The sequence below is a fragment of the Vibrio sp. 10N.261.45.E2 genome, from assembly GCF_002875705.1.
GTDB lineage: Bacteria > Pseudomonadota > Gammaproteobacteria > Enterobacterales > Vibrionaceae > Vibrio.
In genome coordinates this window covers 12,813-29,737 of sequence record NZ_MCZZ01000105.1, presented here as the reverse complement: position 1 = coordinate 29,737, position 16,925 = coordinate 12,813, and the positions used below count along the sequence as shown (strand labels likewise).

The 16,925-nt window shown below is 44.0% G+C and carries 14 protein-coding genes; 6 read left to right on the top strand and 8 right to left on the bottom strand.

Annotated elements, in window-relative coordinates:
* Window positions 1–49 precede the first annotated feature (49 nt).
* From btsR to BCT34_RS06305, 3 genes are all read right to left on the bottom strand, one after another.
* Window positions 50–781 carry a two-component system response regulator BtsR gene (gene btsR, locus BCT34_RS06315; protein WP_076657169.1) on the bottom strand — a complete coding sequence of 244 codons (732 nt, stop codon included), beginning with the start codon at window positions 779–781 and terminating at the stop codon, window positions 50–52.
* 105 nt (window positions 782–886) lie between these two features.
* Window positions 887–2,557, bottom strand: coding sequence for a sensor histidine kinase (locus BCT34_RS06310; RefSeq protein WP_076657170.1), 1,671 nt, complete (start codon window positions 2,555–2,557; stop codon window positions 887–889).
* A 240-nt stretch (window positions 2,558–2,797) separates the two neighbouring features.
* The gene (locus BCT34_RS06305; RefSeq protein WP_076657172.1) at window positions 2,798–4,285 is read right to left on the bottom strand and encodes a carbon starvation protein A; all 1,488 of its coding nucleotides are present in this window, start codon (window positions 4,283–4,285) and stop codon (window positions 2,798–2,800) included.
* Window positions 4,286–4,617: 332 nt separating this feature from the next.
* On the opposite strand from BCT34_RS06305, the gene BCT34_RS06300 reads away from it, so the two are divergent.
* Window positions 4,618–4,968: a DUF2799 domain-containing protein gene (locus tag BCT34_RS06300; protein ID WP_076657174.1), complete on the top strand. Its 351-nt coding sequence runs from the start codon at window positions 4,618–4,620 to the stop codon at window positions 4,966–4,968.
* Between the two features lie 92 nt (window positions 4,969–5,060).
* Here BCT34_RS06300 and murQ read toward each other — a convergent pair whose 3' ends face one another.
* On the bottom strand, window positions 5,061–5,981 hold the full coding sequence (gene murQ, locus BCT34_RS06295; RefSeq protein WP_076657176.1) for an N-acetylmuramic acid 6-phosphate etherase: 921 nt from the start codon (window positions 5,979–5,981) through the stop codon (window positions 5,061–5,063).
* Between the two features lie 45 nt (window positions 5,982–6,026).
* Window positions 6,027–7,142, bottom strand: coding sequence for an anhydro-N-acetylmuramic acid kinase (locus BCT34_RS06290; protein ID WP_076657178.1), 1,116 nt, complete (start codon window positions 7,140–7,142; stop codon window positions 6,027–6,029).
* 121 nt (window positions 7,143–7,263) lie between these two features.
* Between BCT34_RS06290 and nagZ the strand changes: the two genes are divergently transcribed.
* The 3 genes from nagZ (at window position 7,264) to tyrA (ending at window position 10,802) form a co-directional block, all read left to right on the top strand.
* On the top strand, window positions 7,264–8,253 hold the full coding sequence (nagZ, locus tag BCT34_RS06285; RefSeq protein WP_076657180.1) for a beta-N-acetylhexosaminidase: 990 nt from the start codon (window positions 7,264–7,266) through the stop codon (window positions 8,251–8,253).
* A 246-nt stretch (window positions 8,254–8,499) separates the two neighbouring features.
* A complete protein-coding gene (locus BCT34_RS06280; RefSeq protein WP_017629783.1) occupies window positions 8,500–9,573 on the top strand; it encodes a 3-deoxy-7-phosphoheptulonate synthase in 1,074 nt (357 codons plus the stop codon).
* A 101-nt stretch (window positions 9,574–9,674) separates the two neighbouring features.
* Window positions 9,675–10,802, top strand: coding sequence for a bifunctional chorismate mutase/prephenate dehydrogenase (tyrA, locus tag BCT34_RS06275; RefSeq protein WP_076657181.1), 1,128 nt, complete (start codon window positions 9,675–9,677; stop codon window positions 10,800–10,802).
* A 150-nt stretch (window positions 10,803–10,952) separates the two neighbouring features.
* Here the strand turns inward: tyrA and BCT34_RS06270 are convergent, their stop codons facing one another.
* From BCT34_RS06270 to ettA, 3 genes are all read right to left on the bottom strand, one after another.
* Complete coding sequence (locus tag BCT34_RS06270) at window positions 10,953–11,963, bottom strand: M23 family metallopeptidase (RefSeq protein WP_076657183.1); 1,011 nt, start codon at window positions 11,961–11,963, stop codon at window positions 10,953–10,955.
* 50 nt (window positions 11,964–12,013) lie between these two features.
* The gene (locus BCT34_RS06265; protein ID WP_076657185.1) at window positions 12,014–12,382 is read right to left on the bottom strand and encodes a PilZ domain-containing protein; all 369 of its coding nucleotides are present in this window, start codon (window positions 12,380–12,382) and stop codon (window positions 12,014–12,016) included.
* Between the two features lie 90 nt (window positions 12,383–12,472).
* Window positions 12,473–14,140 carry an energy-dependent translational throttle protein EttA gene (gene ettA, locus BCT34_RS06260; protein ID WP_076657187.1) on the bottom strand — a complete coding sequence of 556 codons (1,668 nt, stop codon included), beginning with the start codon at window positions 14,138–14,140 and terminating at the stop codon, window positions 12,473–12,475.
* A 263-nt stretch (window positions 14,141–14,403) separates the two neighbouring features.
* Here ettA and sltY point away from each other — a divergent pair, with 263 nt between their 5' ends.
* Window positions 14,404–16,353: a murein transglycosylase gene (gene sltY / locus BCT34_RS06255; RefSeq protein WP_076657188.1), complete on the top strand. Its 1,950-nt coding sequence runs from the start codon at window positions 14,404–14,406 to the stop codon at window positions 16,351–16,353.
* A gap of 172 nt (window positions 16,354–16,525) precedes the next feature.
* A complete protein-coding gene (gene trpR / locus BCT34_RS06250; RefSeq protein ID WP_076657190.1) occupies window positions 16,526–16,819 on the top strand; it encodes a trp operon repressor in 294 nt (97 codons plus the stop codon).
* Window positions 16,820–16,925 lie beyond the last annotated feature (106 nt).

Below are 16,925 nucleotides of genomic sequence, written 5' to 3'. Positions count from 1 at the left end.
TTGGCTTTTTTGATCGTGCTCTGGAACAAGGCGTCGAACTTCTAACTCGTTACTGGAGACCGAGTTGCTCTTTTAAACTCTTTAAGTAACGACGGCTAACAGGCACTTCAAAGCCCGTTAGTGTGATGATCTCTGCTAATCCATTCTCTAACAGTTTGATCTCTTGGATCGATTTTATGTTGATCAAGTATTGGCGATGACAGCGGATCAAATCGGTTTTCTCTTCCAAGATCTTTAGCGTTAACTGTGAGGTGGCGGTTTGTGATGAGCTACGAACATGCACACCACTGATATCGGAATACGCGCATTCAACCGTTTGGCTTGCCATGATCACAATGCGGTTATGACCAATACATGGGATCTGCTCTAGATGGCACGGAGCAATCGCTGAGATGTCTTGTTCTGGCGCTTTCTGATTTTGTTTGATGACTTTGTTTAGACGACAAACGCTCTTGTTTAATCGACAAGGTTCGACTGGCTTAAGTAGGTAATCAAAAGCGTTATCTTCGAAGGCTTGAATCGCATATTGGTCGTAGGCGGTGACAAATACCACGTAAGGCATGGTATCAGGATCAAGCATGCTTAACAGTTCAATCCCGGTAACCTGCGGCATTTGGATATCCAAATACACCACATCAGGCTTGAGTAGATTGATCTGTTTCAGTCCTTCGATCGCGTTACTCGCTTGGCCGATGATTTCCACTTCTCCGGTTTCGGTCAGTAGTTCAATCAGTTCTTCGCGAGCAAAAAGCTCATCATCGACAACTAATGCCTTTAACATCCTACAATCTTCATCTTGGTTCTATCCCTGCTTGATTCACACTTATCTTTTAGGTGTCTGCTTCTAAATGTTCCAATTCGGAGCGATTCGTCTCCAAAAATACCTTTATTTGAGTATAGGTATGATAAAGCTCATTCGAGTAAATTGCTGTGGTTGAGATTCTATTTTTAGTGCTGAGTCTTGTCCAAAGAAATTAGTGAGTCGTTTATCAACAATCTCCATGCCCAATCCCACATGATCTTGAGATGGTTTCTGGTAATTGCCTGCATTGTCTTCAACGGTTAATTTGAATCCACCCTCGAAAGCCTCGCTATAGATCTTCACTTTGCCACCTTCCAGCATATTGGATATCCCATGTTTGATGGCGTTTTCTACCAGCGGTTGCAGGGTAAAGCTAGGTAATTGAGATTCATACAACTGCGGGTCAATATCCCATTCAATTTCCAATCGGTCGGTAAAGCGTGCTTTCTCTATAGTCAGGTAAGCGTTGACGTGTGCTAGCTCGTCTTTGAGCTTTACGGTGTTGATGTTCTGCTTTAGGTTGCTTCTAAAGAAATGAGATAGATGCTGAATCAACTCTCGAGCTTTATCTGGGTCACGACGTGTTACTGCACTGATAGTGTTAAGCGCATTGAACAAGAAGTGTGGGTTCACTTGAGCGTGCAGCAGTTTGATTTCCGCTTGGGTCAGTAGTGTTTGCTGTTGTTGATAGTTGCTGAACAGAATCTGGCTCGATAATAGCTGAGCGATACCTTCACCCATCGACATGTTGATGGTCGAGAATAGTTTGAGCTTTGGCTCATACAGTTTGATGGTTCCGACCACTTCGTTACCTGCGCGGAGTGGAATAATCAGAGCAGATCCTAATTTACAATCCTGCGACAGGGAGCATTGGTATGGGTTCTCTTTACCATCGAGGTAAATGATGTCGTTCTGTTCCATTGCAGTGAGTGTGCTTTGCGATGAGATAGGGGTGTTTGGGATATGGTGCTCATCGCCAATGCCGACGAACGCGAGAATTTTTTCTCGGTCGGTAATCGCTACCGCACCTACGTTGGTCTCTTCGTAAACAATACGTACAATTTTTTGTGCGTTATCAGAATTGAACCCACCATGCAAAATACCCACCGAACGCTCGGCGATGGTGAGTGCGCGGCGTGAGAAGGTAGCCGAGTACTTTTCGAAGATGGTTTTTCTATCTTGGATAATACTCATGAACAGCGCAGCGCCGACTGAATTGGCAATGATCATCGGGGCTGCAATATCAGAAACTAGCGCATAAGACTGTTCAAACGGTTTGGCGACCGCAAGTAGAATCAGCATTTGAATGATCTCTGCAAATAGGGTCACAGAGAACACCACTAAGGGATTAAACAGTTGGCTGGCTTTGTTCTTTCTGACTAAGTAAACGTGCAATAGGCCGCCAATCAAGCCTTCTGCTGTGGTGGAAATAGCACAAGCCAAATCTGTGAAACCACCTAATGAGTAACGATGAATCCCGCCAGTAAAGCCCACCGCAAAGCCAACGACAGGGCCGCCAAACAGACCACCCATTACCGCACCCATTGCACGAGTGTTGGCTATCGCGTCATTAATCTGGAGTCCGAAATAGGTGCCCATAATGCAGAAGAGGGAAAACAGAACATAACAGCTGACTTTATGACTTAAGCGTGAAGAGATGCTCAACAAAGGGAGAATCAACGGGGTTTTACTTAGCATGTAAGCGATCACTAAGTAGACACAGGTTTGTTGTAGCAGAGAGAGAATGAGTTCCATATTTTCACCTATTGAGACGCTTGTTAAGTGTAAAGCTCATTGCTTGGTAACGGTAGCTTTGCTTGTGTTTTCGTTGGTTATATCGAGCGGTGATTGCTTCTTAATGCCGAGATACAGTAAAGCCCATCACGGTGGACGGGCTTTAGTCTTAATTTCCACGAATCACTGGGTGATTTCGGGAGCAAGCGAAGTTGTGTTTGGCGTTCTTGTCTTTCTATGAAGACTGTTGTTTGTTAAGAACTAAGCAGTTTTGGTTACGCCTTTCGCTTCTTTTTCTTCGTCTGCAAGGTCAGTTTCGCCTTTGCCTTTAGAAATCTTAATCACGTAAGCTGCAACGCCTAGCGCACTAATCACACCAACGATAGTCGAGATTTGCATTGGTAGACCGAAGCCTAGTTGGCTGTTGTTCAGGATGAATGTGATACACACAGACGTCATGAACACAGCTGGAACTGTAGTTACCCAGTGCAGTTTGTTGTGACGAAGTAGGTAAGCTGAAGCTGTCCACAGCATCATTACTGCTGTTGATTGGTTAGCAAAACCGAAGTAGCGCCAGATGATGCCGAAGTCTACTTGAGTTAGGATGCCACCGATAACGAATAGTGGTAGTGCCATTAGTAGGCGGTTACGCAGTGTTTTCTGTTCCATGTTGAAGTATTCAGCAAGGATAAGACGGCTTGAACGGAATGCTGTGTCACCAGAAGTGATTGGTAGGATAACCACGCCAAGGAAAGCAAGGATACCGCCGAATACACCCAGTAGACCAAATGAAGCGCTGTATACCACGTTACCTGGGCCGCCGTTTGCAATTGCGTCTGATAGAGACTCAACTGAACCGAAGAATGAAAGAGCAAGTGCACACCAGATTAGAGCGATGATGCCTTCACCAATCATTGCACCATAGAATACGAAGCGACCGTTCTTCTCGTTTTCCATACAACGCGCCATCAGTGGTGACTGAGTTGCGTGGAAGCCAGAGATTGCACCACAAGCGATAGTGATGAATAGAGCTGGCCAAAGTGGTAGGTCATTCGGGTTCATGTTGGTGAACATGTCTTTCATCTCGAAGCCACCCATGATTTGGTGCTCGTCAGATAGACCAATCGCAGTGATTAGGCCAACAGACATGAAGATAAGCAGTGCGCCGAACAGTGGGTAGAAGCGACCAATGATTTTATCGACAGGGACAATCGTTGCGATGATGTAGTAAGCAAAGATGATAACAACCATGGTTGTTGCAGACATCGCGAAATCAGTTTGGTCGTTCACTAGGTTAGTGATCATGCCTGCAGGAGCAGAAACAAATACCACACCAACTAGAAGTAGTAGAACAATGGCAAAGATGTTCATAAAGTGTTTTGCGCCATTGCCTAGGTAACGTCCTGTGATGGTAGGAACTGAAGCACCGCCATTACGGATAGATAACATACCTGAGAAGTAGTCGTGTACTGCACCTGCGAAGATACAACCTAGTACGATCCAAAGCATCGCTGCCGGGCCGTAAAGGGCACCCATGATAGGTCCGAAGATTGGACCTACACCTGCAATGTTAAGCAGTTGAACTAGGTAAACCTTTGGTGTCGACATTGGAACGTAGTCCACGCCATCTTGCTTAGTGTGAGCGGGTGTTTGACGCTTTTCATTGATACCGAAAATCTTCTCGATAAAGGCACCGTAAATAAAGTAGCCACCAATGAGTGCTGCAACACAGGTAAGAAACCACATCATAATTTGTTATCCCTGAATGTATTAATTAAGTCAGGGTGTATATTAAAGAAGAGTATGAAAAGAAACTTCCGCTATGAGAGTGAGTGGTCGAATAGTCAATTAAGTGGTGTTATAACTGATTGAGTGGTTTGCTACGTTTGTAGAGTGGTTGGTTATTCATGTTGAGAAGAGTCTTGTTTCTGGCAAGTGGTCGATGGTGAGCATTAAACGGCGCGTAATAAAGATCAACGGTAGATTACAGACATAAGTGGACATCAGCCAGTGTTCGGCGGAGAATCACCACAAAGACAACGCTTCGTCAGGAAGTGACTAGGTAAATATAAAGGACTGAAATGAAAAAAATAATCGCACTATTCGCCGTGGCATTTAGCCTTGCAGGATGCAGCGTTAATGTTCAAGATTTAGCAGCTGAAGGCAATTGGCAAGAGATTGGCTATCGTGATGGTATTAAAGGTCACACTCAGCGTTCGTATTCAGAGATGACTGAACTTGGCGCAGTCGATCAAGCGAGTTACACAGAAGGTTACCACCTAGGTGTGAAGGAATATTGTAATCCGAATCATGCTTATCAAATTGGTTTATCTGGCCAAGTGTATGAAGGTGTGTGTTCTGGAACGGAAGAAGCTCAACGTTTCCGTATGGAATGGCAACGTGGCTGGGATGAGTTCTCAAACGACTACTAAGCTCAAGCTAGCGATAAAAAATTAAAACTGAAAAAGACCAGTACCGCATTTGTACTGGTCTTTTTGTTTGTAGTGAGAGTAACAGAAGCAGATTACTGATTGTTCTCGACGGCTTTTCTCAAGAAGCCATTTTGCTTATCAAGCTGAGCCTTGGCCAATTCTAAATCTAGCCCTGTTAGAATCATCAAAATAGATAACTTCACATCGTAATCAGTCGTTTTAAGTGTCGACACTGCCAGTGCTTTATCACACTCGGTTGCTTGGATAACGATACGAGCAGCGCGGGCAACCAACTTTTCATTGGTCGCTTTTACGTCGACCATTAGGTTCTGGTAGCTCTTACCGATACGAATCATACTGGCAGTCGTCAGCATATTAAGCACCAGCTTTTGCGCTGTACCTGATTTGAGTCGTGTAGACCCCGTTAATGCTTCTGGGCCAACCACTGGGCTAATTGCGATCTGAGCGATTTCAGCAATTGGAGAATCAGGGTTACAAGACAATGCAACGGTCACCGCACCAATCTGATTAGCATAATTGAGCGCACCAATCACGTAAGGTGTGCGACCACTCGCTGCAATACCAACCACGACATCATTTTCTGAAAACTGAATTGCTTTTAGATCTTCAATACCGAGAGTCAGTGAATCTTCCGCACCTTCTTTAGCTTTTAAAATCGCTTCTGGCCCGCCAGCAATTAGGCCGATAACCATTTTGTCTGAAACACCGAAAGTTGGTGGGCATTCTGATGCGTCTAATACTCCTAATCGGCCACTGGTGCCTGCACCCATATAGATCAGTCGACCACCGTTTTGAAAGGCATGAGCAATTTTATCCACCGCTTTAGCGATCTGTGGCAGCTCTGCTTCGATGGCTAAAGGCACTTGTTTGTCTTGTTGGTTAATCTTTTCAACCACTTCGAGAGAGGTGAGCAGATCAATATCCATAGTGTCAGGGTTTCTCCCCTCCGAAACGAGGTGCGAGAGCGCTGATATGAGAGCGTCGTTACTCATAATGATCCTTAAATGGTGATTCCAAAATGATAGTTCTAAAATGGTTTAGTCAGCACGATATAGAACGCCTAGAGAGGCTGCTCTACTTGCGCCAGTCACTTTTGGTAAATTGCTAGGCAGTTGATGAACATGACGTTGAGCAAGCCAAGCAAAAGCCATAGCTTCCATATAATCGGCATCAACGCCTTTGCTGGTGGTTGAGTCAACTTCCCAATTTGGAAGCAGTGCCGATAGTCTCTTCATCAACAATGGGTTTCGTGTTCCGCCGCCACATACATACAGTGCAGGTTGGCTTCCCAAGCGATAAGTTTCCACTTCATTGGCTATTGTTAACGCGGTGTATTCACAAAGTGTGCGCTGAACATCTTCTGCTGCCAGATCTTTAAACCCGGAAAGTTGTTGCTCTAGCCATGGCAGGTTGAACAATTCTCTACCGGTACTTTTCGGTGGCGTTTGAGATAGATAAGATTCATTTAACAGCTGTTCGAGTAAAGCTTGGTTTAGTTGGCCTTGAAGTGCGAATTGCGCATCACGGTCAAACTTTTCACCCGTGTGTTTATCTACCCAAGCATCCATCAACATATTGCCTGGGCCAGTATCATAACCAAGTGTTGGCTGATTCGGGCGCAGTACAGAAATATTTGAGATACCACCAATATTCAACACCACAACCGAGCTGTCTTGCGGGTGGAAAATCGTATGGTGGAATGCGGGGACTAATGGTGCGCCTTGTCCGCCTAATGCCATGTCTTTACGTCTGAAATCGGCAACCGTTTGAATCTGTGTTTTAGCGGCGATGATATTGGCATCACCTAACTGCATGGTGAATGGAGAATCACCACTTGGCTGATGGAATACTGTTTGGCCATGGTTACCAATCGCAGTCACAGAAGATGCAGATGTGCCTGACTTGTCGAGAAGTTGCAGAACCGCATTAGCAAAAAGATGACCAAGCTGGTGGTCTAGCTCACCAATGGCAATCAAATCGGTTTTCTGACCAATACAAACCTCAAGCAGGCGCGCTTTGAGAGCATCAGGCATTGGGAATTCATCATGAGCAAGTAATGTGATACGCGTATCTTCAATCGAAACTAAGGCCGTATCAACACCGTCCATACTCGTCCCCGACATCACACCGATATACAGTTCTTTATGATCCATTCCTAAGCTCTTGTACTGCATTCTTAAAGTCTTCCACAGATTGGTTTAAAAACATTGTAAAGCAAATTTAAAGAGAATAACCTCGGGAAGTTTATGAAATTAGGTTTAATAAGGGATAAATATGGGACCGTTGTGGGTTGACGTTGCAGGCTACGAACTGACCGCTGAAGACAGAGAAATTTTAGAGCACCCAACTGTTGGTGGTCTCATCTTATTTGCTAGAAACTACCATGATAGCAAACAGCTATCGGCTTTAAATAAAGAGATCCGCAAGGTAGCTAAGCGTCCTATTCTAATCGGCGTTGACCAAGAAGGCGGCCGAGTTCAGCGTTTTCGTGACGGCTTTTCAATTATCCCAGCTGCTCAGGAGTTTGCGACCAAGAGTAATGGCGAAGAATTAGCAGAACAAGCGGGTTGGTTGATGGCGGCAGAATTGATTGCCCATGATATTGATCTGAGTTTTGCGCCAGTATTAGACAAAGGCCACAACTGTAAAGCGATTGGTAGCCGAGCGTTTGGTGAAGATATTGATACCATCGTTCGTCATAGCAGCGCGTTCATCAAAGGCATGAAGTCGGTTGGTATGGCGACAACCGGAAAGCACTTCCCCGGACACGGCGGTGTAATTGCAGATTCACATTTAGAAACTCCATATGACCCTAGAGATAACATCTTTGAAACAGACATGGCAATCTTCAAGGCGCAAATTGAAGCGGGAATATTGGATGCGATGATGCCAGCTCATGTAGTTTTCTCTCATTACAATGATCAGCCTGCGAGTGGTTCACAGTATTGGCTGCAGACAGTATTGAAGCAGCAGCTTGGGTTTAAAGGCTTAGTTTTCTCTGACGATTTAACCATGGAAGGCGCTGCTATCATGGGCGGGCCAGCCGATAGAGCGAAAGCGGCCTTGAATGCGGGTTGTGACATGGTGTTGATGTGTAATAAACGAGATGCACAAATAGAGGCTCTTGATCACTTAGCTATCCAAGAGGTGCCTTTAGCCAACTCATTGCTTAAAAAACACAGCTTTGATTTACCAACGCTTCACTCAGATAGCCGATGGAAAGAGGCTTCAGAGCAAATTAAGCGAATGTTGAACGCTGGGTGATAAATAAACACTCTTTAAGTTTTAAGAAGGCGATATGATAAATATCGCCTTTTTTGTATGTGTAGAACGTGGTTTAGACTCATTTGGTGGTCTGAACGAGTTAAATTGATGGTGTAAATTTTAATTTACAGTAAATGTTTTTCATTGTTTACATTTGCAATCGTTTTTGTAGCTGTTATTGTGTTTTTAAAGATTGTTAGCCCAAATGGAAATATTGGGTGTAAAAATAAATATACAGGTTGAGTTATGCAGAAAAGTGAATTAAGCAATGTCAATATTATCGACGAACAGGTACTGATTACTCCTGAGGAGTTAAAAGCAAAACTGCCTTTGAGTGATAATGCTCGTCGTTTCATTCAAGAGTCTCGTCAAACTATCGCAAACATCATTCACAAGAAAGATCATCGCATGCTTGTTGTATGTGGCCCATGTTCTATCCATGACATTGAAGCAGCGAAAGAATACGCGAAACGCCTAAAAGCACTTTCTGAAGAACTGAGCGACCAGCTGTATATTGTAATGCGTGTTTACTTTGAGAAGCCTCGTACCACTGTGGGTTGGAAAGGCTTGATCAATGACCCTCATCTAGATGGTACGTTCGATATTGAACATGGTCTGCATGTTGGTCGTGAGCTACTGGTTGAACTCGCTGAGATGGAAATTCCACTGGCAACAGAAGCACTAGACCCAATCAGCCCACAATACCTAGCAGATACCTTTAGCTGGGCTGCGATTGGTGCTCGTACGACCGAATCACAAACTCACCGTGAGATGGCAAGTGGGCTCTCAATGCCAATCGGTTTTAAAAATGGTACTGATGGCAACCTAGGCACAGCAATCAATGCAATGCAGGCAGCTTCTTCTAGCCACCGTTTCATGGGTATCAGCCGCGAGGGCCAAGTTGCACTACTAACAACGCAAGGTAACCCAAATGGTCACGTGATTTTACGTGGCGGTAAGCAGACGAACTATGATTCAGTTTCCGTACACGAATGTGAGCAAGAGTTAGGTAAATCAGGCTTAGAGGCTGCGCTAATGGTCGACTGTAGCCATGCGAACTCTCGTAAAGATTTCCGTCGCCAACCTTTAGTTGCAGAAGATGTGATTCACCAAATTCGTGAAGGCAACAAGTCGATTATCGGCCTTATGATTGAAAGCCATATTAACGAAGGAAACCAATCTTCGGATATACCTCTCAATGAGATGAAATACGGTGTATCTATTACCGACGCGTGTATCAATTGGGATTCAACTGAGGCACTATTGAAACATGCACATACGGAATTAGTCCCGTTCTTAGAGAACCGCTTAAAAGGTTAGTCAGAGTTTTAAATTTAAGTGCCTCATCTAATGGGGCATTTTAAGATCTGTTACTAACGAAATCTGGGTTAGTACGGGCTTATAGATTAGTAAGGAATAAAATGGCCGTTGAACTGAACGAATTACGCGACCAAATCGATGCTGTCGATAAACAAATATTGGATTTACTTGCTCAGCGCCTTGCTCTAGTAGAGAAAGTTGGCGAAGTGAAAAGTGAATATGGTTTACCTATTTATGTGCCAGAACGCGAAGCTGCGATGCTGGCATCTCGTCGTCAAGAAGCCGAGAAAATAGGGGTTCCACCACAGTTAATCGAAGATATTTTGCGTCGTACCATGCGTGAGTCTTATGCCAGCGAAAAAGATTCTGGTTTTAAGTGTCTTAACCCAGAATTGCGTTCAGTGGTTATCGTTGGTGGTAATGGTCAACTTGGCGGTCTGTTTGGCCGTATGTTCAAGCTTTCTGGCTACGAAGTGAAAATCCTTGGCAGCCAAGATTGGGATAAGGCCGACGAAATCTTAGATAACGCAGGGCTTGTGGTTGTTACAGTTCCAATTCACCTAACTGAAGGTGTGATTGCGAAGCTAGGTAACCTACCAAGTGATTGTATTCTATGTGATTTGACGTCGATTAAATCTAAACCTCTACAAGCAATGATGAGCATGCACCAAGGCCCAGTAGTTGGATTACACCCAATGTTTGGCCCTGATGTTCCAAGCCTTGCTAAGCAGGTGATTGTTTACAGTGATGGTCGTGGAGCTGAAAGCTACCAATGGCTACTGAATCAATTTGGTATTTGGGGCGCGAGCCTGTGCCAAATGGATGCTGCTGAACACGATCACGGTATGACATTGATTCAAGCACTGCGCCACTTCACCTCTTTTGCTTACGGTTTGCACCTGAGTAAAGAGAACCCGAATATTGATCAACTTCTGAAGCTAAGCTCGCCAATCTACCGACTTGAGATTGCGATGGTTGGTCGTTTGTTTGCTCAAGACCCGAACTTGTACGGTGATATTATTCTTTCTTCGGATGAGAATATTGAGATGATTCGACGCTTCCACAGCTGTTTCGGAGAAGCATTAGAAATCCTAGATGGCAAAGATAAAGCTAAGTTTGTTGAGAGCTTTAATCAAGTGAGCGATTGGTTTGGTGACTACTCACAACAATTCTTGCAAGAGAGCCAAAGCCTATTAAAACAAGCACATGATTCGATTCATCGTGGTTAATACCGATTTGAAATCATAAAAACGAGCGACCATTTGGTCGCTCTTTTTGTTTGTGCTGAACGCTACGAAAGCATTTGGCCTACAGTAGGCTAAAAGCAATGAGACCATCATAGGCCAAACCAATTGGTCCGAATAACTAATGATTAATAACTAGTTAGTCGTGATGGGCTTTTTGCTCTCTTCACTCGATACCGTGTCGATGGTCGAGCTAATGTAAGGTACGTTAGTCAGATTGATCTGCAAGCGAACCACGTTATCAATCAGTTGAACCAGTGGACCCCACTTAACCTTTTTCTCTTTCTCGAACACGTAGTTGAAGTTTTCAGGCGTCCAATCCATCAAGTATTGAGGGTTCAGTGAACGACCAAGGAAACGTACTTCGTAATGCAAGTGTGGACCGGTTGAGTTACCTGAGTTACCACAGCTCGCAATGACATCGCCTTTACTCACAAACTGACCGCTACGTACTTTAAACTTCTGTAGGTGCGCATAAGAACTCATGAAACCAAACGAGTGACGCATAGTAATGAAGTTACCGAAGCCTTTTTTACTTGGGCGTACTGTTTCAATAACGCCATCTGCAGGTGCAACAATATCTTCACCACGCTTACACGTTAGATCGATACCAGTATGTACATGGCGTTTACCTGAAATAGGGTTAGTGCGGCTACCATAAGAAGAAGAGATACGTTGGTAAGCCATCGGGCTATCGTTTGGAATCAAACGGAACATCGTGGCTCTTACTGCTGAATCGACTGCAGCCGCATCAATGCGATCTTCTAAAGAAATATCATCGGTAAGCAGTTCTTCATCGGCAAGACCCAGTACTGATTCCACATCGAATACACGCTTACCAAGCAGTTGAATCGTGCCTTCTTTTTCTGTCAGAGTTTGCGATAGCGAGTGATTGGTTTCAATCTGCTCAGCGTAAAGAAATTCTGTTTGTTCTTTTTCAACAATTAGCGTTTCAATCAATTGTTGGGCATCACCCGCTTGCAGCGCGAGTTCTTGTTTGCTCTCGAAGTGCATATATGCCGCGCCACCAATCAGTAGCGGTACTGAAAAAATAGCAGTAGTACACATGAGCACGGCTTTACGGCCGAAGTAAAACGTCTGTTCCCCCTGACTAGAGGGAATAGTAATGGAAAGTTTTTTAGACATGGTTCTGTATTAACTAAATGCTTCTAATAGAAAAAAGGGTAACGGAGACATCACTCACTACCTAAATCGGTAAGGTGTTCAATCTCTCTATAAAGCAGTTCATCGTCGCCAACGTTAAGCTCCACAAGGCGCTTAAGGTGGCTAATACTATCAATATCTAAATGCTCTATGCGTAAACGCATTGAGGTATTGATGGTAGAGACTATCGTTGCTTCTAACTGAATATTGATATCGCTGTTTTCGAGCTTAAAGCTCACCTGAACAGGGGCATCATGGCTAAGTTGTTTTGATTCATTGCATTGAACGAGTAAACCATGGAGTGATAAGTCTTGCACTGAGCCTGATACATTTACTTGTCCTTGTGAGATCTCAGTCGGGACTTGATAAATAACTCGTGAAAATTGACGTCTTTCAACCATAAGTAATCTCTCTATATCGATGCATAACACGTAAGCCAGATATATCAAAGGCCGCTATTATCGCGGCCTTTGTTCAAAATACAAGCTTATTTACTTAGCGATACGCTTGTACTTGATACGGTGCGGTTCTGCCGCTTGTGCGCCTAGAGTCTGCTTAAGCCACTCAGTGTACTCAGTATAGTTACCTTCGTAGAAGTTAACTTGACCTTCATCACGGTAGTCTAAGATATGGGTCGCAATGCGGTCTAGGAACCAACGGTCATGCGAGATAACCATTGCACAGCCTGGGAATTCAAGCAGTGCTTCTTCAAGAGCACGCAGTGTTTCAACGTCAAGGTCGTTGGTAGGTTCATCGAGTAGCAGTACGTTGCCGCCCGCTTTTAGCAGTTTAGCTAAGTGAACACGGTTACGTTCACCACCAGAAAGCTCACCGATGATCTTCTGTTGGTCGTTGCCTTTAAAGTTGAAGCGAGAACAGTAAGCACGCGCAGGGATTTCGAAGTTGTTGATCTTAATGATATCAGCGCCTTCAGAGATCTCTTGGAATACTGTCTTAGTGTCGTCCATGCTGTCACGGAACTGATCAACAGAAGCAAGCTTAACAGTCTCGCCTAGTACAACTGAACCTGAATCTGGCTGTTCTGCACCGCTTAGCATCTTGAACAGTGTTGATTTACCTGCACCGTTGGCACCGACGATACCAACGATAGCGCCCTTAGGCATGCTGAACGATAGGTTGTCGATAAGAACGCGATCACCAAACGATTTAGTCAGGTTGTTCACTTCAAGAACTTTGTCACCTAGACGCTCACCTGGCGGGATGAACAGTTCGTTAGTTTCGTTACGCTTCTGGTATTGACCAGTCGTCAGTTCTTCAAAACGAGCCATACGAGCTTTAGACTTAGCTTGACGGCCTTTAGGATTTTGACGAACCCATTCAAGTTCTTTCTCGATAGTCTTTTGACGTGCGCTTTCGCCTGCTTTTTCTTGCTTAAGACGCTCGTCTTTTTGCTCTAGCCAAGACGTGTAGTTACCTTCCCATGGGATACCTTCACCACGGTCAAGTTCTAGAATCCAGCCAGCTGCGTTGTCTAGGAAGTAACGGTCGTGGGTAATCGCCACAACAGTACCACTGTAATCAACTAGGAAGTGCTCAAGCCACGCTACTGATTCTGCATCCAAGTGGTTGGTTGGTTCATCAAGAAGCAGCATGTCTGGCTTTTCAAGAAGTAGACGACAGATAGCAACACGACGACGCTCACCACCTGATAGGAATTCAATTTTCGCATCCCATTCAGGAAGACGAAGTGCATCAGCAGCACGCTCTAGAGCTGTTTCTAGGTTGTGGCCGTCTTTTGCTTGAATCAGTGCTTCCAGTTCACCTTGCTCTTTTGCAAGTGCATCGAAGTCTGCATCTGGTTCAGCGTACGCGGCGTAAACCGCATCGATACGCTTAAGTGCGTCAGCAACGTCAGAAACCGCTTCTTCTACGATTTCACGAACAGTTTTTGATTCGTCTAGTACAGGTTCTTGTGGTAGGTAACCTACTTTAAGACCTTGTTGTGCACGTGCTTCACCATCAATATCAGTATCAATACCAGCCATGATACGTAGTAGGGTAGATTTACCTGAACCATTTAGACCCAAAACACCGATTTTAGCGCCAGGAAAAAAGCTAAGAGAAATGTCTTTAAGAATTTGACGCTTAGGTGGAACAGTTTTGCTCACCCGAGACATGGTATATACGTATTCAGCCATTGCCGATCGATCCTAATTATTGTTCAAAATTGTCTGCTATTTTATACCAATATCCTCAAAGATGTTACTCCTAGGACAGAAAAGCCACTCTTGAACTAATCCTTACCTATTATTGTCACATTGGTCATTAAAACTATATTTAATAGGCTTCTGAGGCGAAGTGTTAAATATTAATAATATTTACACTCAAATCCTTTACATTTACTGTGATGTCGGGCGTAAATAGACTTCACGTATTTATACACGCACTAAGGAAAGAGCGAATGTTTTTCCGCATTGGTAATACGAAAATAGCTGTGGCTGCATCAGCTATTTTGTCTTCATTTTCACCGGCTCCGATGGCTATGGCTAGCAATGCCTCCGAGCTTGAAATGCAGCGTGATGTTTATGATAGAGCGCAAGAGGTTTTAGACAACCGTGATCTAGAAGCTTATTCAGCGTTACGTAACAAAATTCAAACATACCCTTTAACACCTTATACTGATTATCGCGCCTTCTTATTAGGCTTAGGCGAGCGAACACCTGCTGAGGTCGATGCTTTCATTGAAGAGAATAAAGCACTGCCATTTTCTAATCGAATGCGTGCGCCTTATTTGGATTCATTAGCTTCTCAAAAACAGTGGAAGACCATCCTTGAGTTTCAGACCAAAGAGCCTGTGGGTGAAAAGTACCAATGTATTTATTACCGAGCGAACTATGAGCAAGGAAACCAAGATCTCGCATTCAAAGGTGCGAAGCAGCTTTGGTTAAGTGGTGATGGAATTGATGATAGTTGCGATCCGCTTTTTGAAAGTTGGAATGAAGCAGGTTTAAGAACGGATAAACTCATACTTGATCGGATGCTATTGGCATTTGAGAAGCGAAACGGCAAGTTGATGGCTTACCTGATTAAGCAATTAGATCATGATGAGCCAATTGCCAAAGCTAACCGAATGAAGGTGTTGTATAACAAGCCTGAAAACGTGCTCGAATTTGCGAAAGAAAATTCGGTTAATGATTTTTACCAAACCCAAACTGAATTGGCCTTTAAAAAACTAGCAAGAAAATCAGCAAGCAGTGCTCAAGAGGTATTTGATGGTGTCATCAAGGCTCAGAAATTCTCGAAAGAGAAATCTCAAGAGCTAGCCGATTATCTAACATTTCGTTTGATCAACACGGATTCTGAAGAGTTGATGGTATGGCGAGACCAAATGCTCGCGAGTTCATCAAAGCAAGTGCTTCTTGAGCGACGCGCTCGTTTGGCGATTCAGCATGCCGATTGGACGGGGTTGAAAGAGTGGATTGCACGCTTAGATGATAAACATCAGTCCTCACTGCGTTGGCAATATTGGCAGGGCAGAGCTGAGATAGCGTTGGGCGATACTACCAAAGGCAATAAGAGACTGTCAGACATTTTGGGGCAGCGTAATTTTTACAGTGTGGCAGCGGCTAAACAGTTGGGTAAGCCTGTCCACTATCCAACGTCGACACTGAAGTACAATGCTGAGATTGTGAAACCATTCTCTTCTTCTTTGGTTCGAATCAGTGAGTTGATTGAGCGAGATAAAATTGCAGCCGCGAAGAGTGAGTGGCGTTGGTTATTAACCAATGCAGACAAAGACCAAAAAGCGATGCTTGCAGCTTATGCTGCGACACAGCGTTGGAATCACTTTACGGTAACGGCAAGTATCTCAGCGAAGATGTGGGACAACATAGCTTTACGTTTCCCTGTTGCTCATAAGTGGTGGTTTAACTTCTACGCCGAAAAGCATGATATTGATCCAATCACCTTAATGTCTTTGGCAAGGCAAGAGAGTGCAATGGACTCAGAGGCCCGCTCTCCTGTTGGTGCGCGAGGCATCATGCAAATCATGCCAAAGACGGCTCAATATACTGCTAAAAAACACAAGATTAAGTATCAAGGCAGCGATGACCTTTATGAAGTTGGTAAAAATATTGAAATTGGTAGCCACTATTTAGATGGCTTGCTCGCTCAATATGATGATAACCGTATCTTTGCATTTGCTGCTTATAATGCGGGGCCTAGTCGTGTGAAGCAGTGGCGTTCACGCAGTGATGAAAAGCTAGACGCGTATGCTTTTATCGAAATGATCCCATTCAAAGAGACTCGTGGCTACGTTCAGAATATCTTGATGTTTGAGACTTACTATCGAGATATCTTGGGTGAGCAGGAAACGTTTTTAGCTCCCCATGAGGCAAAAATGAAATACTAAAGTTTCGGCATTTTGCCCTAAGCTGAGTAATATGAAAGGCAGTGAGTGCGAACCATTTCCACTTACTGCCTTTTTACATTGGATCACATCAAGTGTTTCGGTATAAAGTGTTCAACGCTTTCAATCGTTAAGCGATTCTTTAAAGTCAGAATTTAAAAGTAAGTGTAGAGATATGGCACCACAACCTGAATATGATAATTGGCAACAACTGATGGACTTGGTAAAGACGGCTGTCGAAAAAGATCAGCACGAACTGTTGTTGACTATGATGATGACACCCGATGAGCGAGATGCTCTGGTTGCTCGAATTAATATTTTCTGTGAGTTGATGAAAGGCGATATGTCTCAACGACAGGTGAGTCAAATGCTAGGAGTAGGTGTCGCGACGATAACTCGAGGCTCAAATGAGCTAAAAGCCAAATCGGAACAAGAGAAAGCCGTGATTGCCGACCTATTGCTAAAGTAATAACAAGTTAAACTATCACTGAATAGTGCGAATACGAACTCGATAAAAAACGCTAACGGAATGTTAGCGTTTTTTGTTTCTGAGGATTGTTCTCTGAATCTTTCGA

What these genes read in the sequence shown, in the direction of transcription:
- BCT34_RS06305 (WP_076657172.1), bottom strand. Translation starts at nt 4,285, where the DNA reads ATGATGTGGTTTCTTACCTGTGTTGCAGCACTCATTGGTGGCTACTTT.
- murQ (WP_076657176.1), bottom strand. Translation starts at nt 5,981, where the DNA reads ATGAGTAACGACGCTCTCATATCAGCGCTCTCGCACCTCGTTTCGGAG.
- btsR (WP_076657169.1), bottom strand. Translation starts at nt 781, where the DNA reads ATGTTAAAGGCATTAGTTGTCGATGATGAGCTTTTTGCTCGCGAAGAA.
- BCT34_RS06270 (WP_076657183.1), bottom strand. Translation starts at nt 11,963, where the DNA reads ATGTCTAAAAAACTTTCCATTACTATTCCCTCTAGTCAGGGGGAACAG.
- BCT34_RS06265 (WP_076657185.1), bottom strand. Translation starts at nt 12,382, where the DNA reads ATGGTTGAAAGACGTCAATTTTCACGAGTTATTTATCAAGTCCCGACT.
- BCT34_RS06300 (WP_076657174.1), top strand. Translation starts at nt 4,618, where the DNA reads ATGAAAAAAATAATCGCACTATTCGCCGTGGCATTTAGCCTTGCAGGA.
- BCT34_RS06290 (WP_076657178.1), bottom strand. Translation starts at nt 7,142, where the DNA reads ATGGATCATAAAGAACTGTATATCGGTGTGATGTCGGGGACGAGTATG.
- ettA (WP_076657187.1), bottom strand. Translation starts at nt 14,140, where the DNA reads ATGGCTGAATACGTATATACCATGTCTCGGGTGAGCAAAACTGTTCCA.
- sltY (WP_076657188.1), top strand. Translation starts at nt 14,404, where the DNA reads ATGTTTTTCCGCATTGGTAATACGAAAATAGCTGTGGCTGCATCAGCT.
- BCT34_RS06280 (WP_017629783.1), top strand. Translation starts at nt 8,500, where the DNA reads ATGCAGAAAAGTGAATTAAGCAATGTCAATATTATCGACGAACAGGTA.
- nagZ (WP_076657180.1), top strand. Translation starts at nt 7,264, where the DNA reads ATGGGACCGTTGTGGGTTGACGTTGCAGGCTACGAACTGACCGCTGAA.
- tyrA (WP_076657181.1), top strand. Translation starts at nt 9,675, where the DNA reads ATGGCCGTTGAACTGAACGAATTACGCGACCAAATCGATGCTGTCGAT.
- BCT34_RS06310 (WP_076657170.1), bottom strand. Translation starts at nt 2,557, where the DNA reads ATGGAACTCATTCTCTCTCTGCTACAACAAACCTGTGTCTACTTAGTG.
- trpR (WP_076657190.1), top strand. Translation starts at nt 16,526, where the DNA reads ATGGCACCACAACCTGAATATGATAATTGGCAACAACTGATGGACTTG.